The sequence below is a fragment of the Kitasatospora sp. NPDC093558 genome (assembly GCF_040683475.1).
GTDB lineage: Bacteria > Actinomycetota > Actinomycetes > Streptomycetales > Streptomycetaceae > Kitasatospora.
This window is the reverse complement of the sequence record NZ_JBFBDY010000707.1, coordinates 1-2987: the sequence shown is the minus strand read 5'-3', so window position 1 is coordinate 2987 and position 2987 is coordinate 1. Positions and strand designations below refer to the sequence as shown.

General features: G+C 75.9%; 3 protein-coding genes. All 3 read left to right on the top strand.

All coding sequences use genetic code 11. From position 1 onward, the window contains the following. Positions 1-179 precede the first annotated feature (179 nt). Genes AB0O00_RS34060 through AB0O00_RS34050 form a run of 3 tightly spaced genes read left to right on the top strand, consistent with a single transcriptional unit; the run spans position 180 to position 2849 of the window. Positions 180-1151, top strand: a complete 972-nt coding sequence (locus AB0O00_RS34060; protein ID WP_363658449.1) for a class I SAM-dependent methyltransferase — start codon at positions 180-182, stop codon at positions 1149-1151. A 7-nt stretch (positions 1152-1158) separates the two neighbouring features. Next, positions 1159-2592 (top strand): MFS transporter, encoded by a 1434-nt coding sequence (locus AB0O00_RS34055; protein ID WP_363658447.1) that lies wholly within the window; start codon positions 1159-1161, stop codon positions 2590-2592. Between the two features lie 14 nt (positions 2593-2606). Next, on the top strand, positions 2607-2849 hold the full coding sequence (locus AB0O00_RS34050) for a phosphopantetheine-binding protein (protein WP_363658445.1): 243 nt from the start codon (positions 2607-2609) through the stop codon (positions 2847-2849). The last annotated feature ends 138 nt before the right edge of the window (positions 2850-2987 follow it).

Below are 2987 nucleotides of genomic sequence, written 5' to 3'. Positions count from 1 at the left end.
GGGAGCGGGCCCGCGAGCGCATGGCCGGGCACCTGGATCGCCTCGACGCCCGGGCCGCCCGCTTCGTCGAGCGCCGCGAGCAGACGCTCGCCGTCCGCGCCCGCCGGGCCGAGGGCGCCTGACCCGGCCCGCCTCCGACACCCCTTACCCGCCTGCCTGACCAGCAGAACAGGACCCGCATGACCACCACCGTCACGACCGCAGGCATCACGACTGCCACCATCACAACCGAAGGCATCACCACCACCGGCATCACAACTGCCGGCACCAGCGTCGAGGACATCGCCTTCCACTACGACCTCGGCAACGACTTCTACGCCCTCTGGCTCGACGAGACCCTCGCCTACACCGCCGCCAAGTGGGACGGCATCCCGCGCGACGAACCCGACGCCACCGCGCTGCCCCGCGCCCAGCGGGCCAAGCTGGACCACCACCTCGACCTGGTCGGCGCCGCGCCCGGCGACGGCCTGCGGCTCCTCGACGTCGGCTGCGGCTGGGGCGCGATGCTGGAGCACGCGAGCCGCGGCGACCGGGTCGGCGAGGCCGTCGGCCTCACCATCTCGCCCGCCCAGCACGCGTACCTCACCGCCCGCGCCCTGCCCGGGGCCGAGGTCCGCCTGGAGAGCTGGGAGGACCACGCGCCGGAACGGCCGTACGACGCGATCACCTCGATGGGCGCCTTCGAGCACTTCGCCACCGCCGGCATGACGCGCGCCGAGCGGCTCGGCGGCTACGCCCGATTCTTCGAGTCCTGCCACCGCCGGCTGCGCCCCGGCGGCCGGATGTCGCTGCAGTCGATCGCCTACGACGGCGTGGCGGACGGCTCGGGCCCGCTGGGCGAGTTCGTCGGAAGCGACATCTTCCCGGGTGCCAAGCTGCCCCGGCTGAGCGAGATCGCCGCCGCCTGCGACCCGTACTTCTCGGTGGTCGCCCTCAGCGCCTCCGCCGAGGACTACGTGCGCACGCTCGCCTCCTGGTCGGCCCGGCTGCTGAAGGCGCGGGAGGAGGCCGAACGGCTGGTCGGTGCGGACGGGTACCGCCGCTATCGGCGCTACCTGCGGGGCAGCGAGGTGACGTTCCTGCGCGGCGCCGCCACGCTGTACCGGATCGGCTTCCTGCGGCGCGACGAGCCGCTGCGGCTGCCCGCCTGAGGCCGGGGTGGACTCCCAGCGGAAGGCCTGGGCGGCGGTCGCGGTGGTCTGCGCCGCGCTGTTCCTGCTCGGCCTCGACTTCACCGTGCTCAACGTGGCCATCCCCGGCCTGCGCGCCGAGCTCGGCCCGACCCTGGCCGAGACGCAGTGGATCGTCGACGGCTACGCGCTCGCGCTCGGCGGCTGCGTCCTGGCCGCCGGAGCGCTCGGCGACCGGTACGGCAGGCGGCGGGCCTTCCTCGCCGGGCTCGCGCTCTGCGGGCTGGCCTCGGTGGCCGGCGCCACCGGCCACGGCGCGGCCCAACTCGTCGCCGCCCGTTGCGGGATGGGGCTCGGCGCGGCCCTGTTCATGCCTGCCACCCTGTCCACCGTCGTGCACGTGCTGCCCGAACCGGCCGCCCGGCGGCGGGCGATCGGGATCTGGGCGGCGGTGGCCGGGGTCGGCGCGGTGTTCGGCCCGGTCGCGGGCGGCCTGCTGGTCCAACGGTGCGGCTGGCAGGCGGCGTTCTGGCTGAACGTCCCGGTGATCGCGGTAATCGGCGCGGCGGCGCTGGCCGTCCTGCCCGAGTCCCGCGCGGACGAGGCCCGGCCGCTCGACCGGCCCGGCGCGCTGCTGTCGTGCAGCGGGCTGCTCGCGCTGGTGTGGGGCGTGATCGAGGCCCCGGAACGCGGCTGGACCAGCGCCGGCGTGCCGGCCGCGTTCGCCGTCGCGGCGCTGCTGCTCGCCGCCTTCGTCCGGCGCCAACTCCGGTGCGCCGCACCGATGGTGCCGGTGCGGCTGCTGCGCGGCGGGCCGGTCTGGCCGGCCACGCTGTCGCTCGCGCTGATGTCCTTCGCCATGTTCGGCGCGATGTTCCTGCTCACGCTCTACCTCCAGCAGGTCCGCGGCCTGTCCGCGTGGCAGGCCGGGGTGCGGATGGTCCCGCTGTCTCTCGGCCTCGCCACCGGTGCGCTCCTCGGGCCTTTGGTCGCACGGCAGTTGGGGGCACGGGTGCCGTGCGCCGGCGGTCTGCTGCTGATCGCGGCCGGGTTCGTCCGGCTGGGCGGGCTGACCGCAGGTTCCGGGGACGCCCCGGTGCTGGTCTTCGAGGGCCTCGCCGGTGTCGGCGCCGGGCTGCTCGCGCCGGTCGCCACCGAACTGGTGATGGGCGCCGTTCCGGTGGGCGCCGCCGGGGTCGGCTCGGCGCTCAACGACGCCACCCGGCAGGTCGGTTCGACCCTCGGGGTGGCCGTGCTCGGCTCCGTCCTGGCCACCGCGCTCGAACGCGCCCGTCCGGCGGACCCGGCCGCCTTCGCCGGGGCGTTCACCGACGGCCTCACCGCCGCGGCCGTCGTCGGCGGAGCCGTCGCCCTGCTCGCCGCCGTCCTCGCCTGGCGCCGGCTGCCCGCGCTCGACCGGGCCGCAGCCGGCGACCTCGACCACTCAACCACCGCCTCCTGAAGGGAAGTCCACCCATGTCCTCGACCTACGAAACCCTCCGCTCCTGCCTCGTCGACGAGTTCGAGGTCGCGCCCGCCCGCGTCACCCCCGACGCCACCCTGGCCTCGCTCGACCTGGACAGCCTCGCCCTGGTCGAGCTCTCGCTCGTCGTCGAGGAGCGGATCGGCGTCACCGTCGCCGACATCACCCCCGACCGCACCCTCGGCGAGCTCGCCGCCCACGCGGACGCCACCCTGGCCGCGGAGGCCGTGAGTTGAGCGCCCGCGCGGTGGCCGTCACCGGGCTCGGGCTGGTCACCCCGGCCGGCACCGGCGCCGAGGCCGTTTGGGAGCACTTCCTCGGCGCCGGGGCGACGGCCCGGCCCGATCCCGCACGCGCGGGCCTCGCCGTCGACA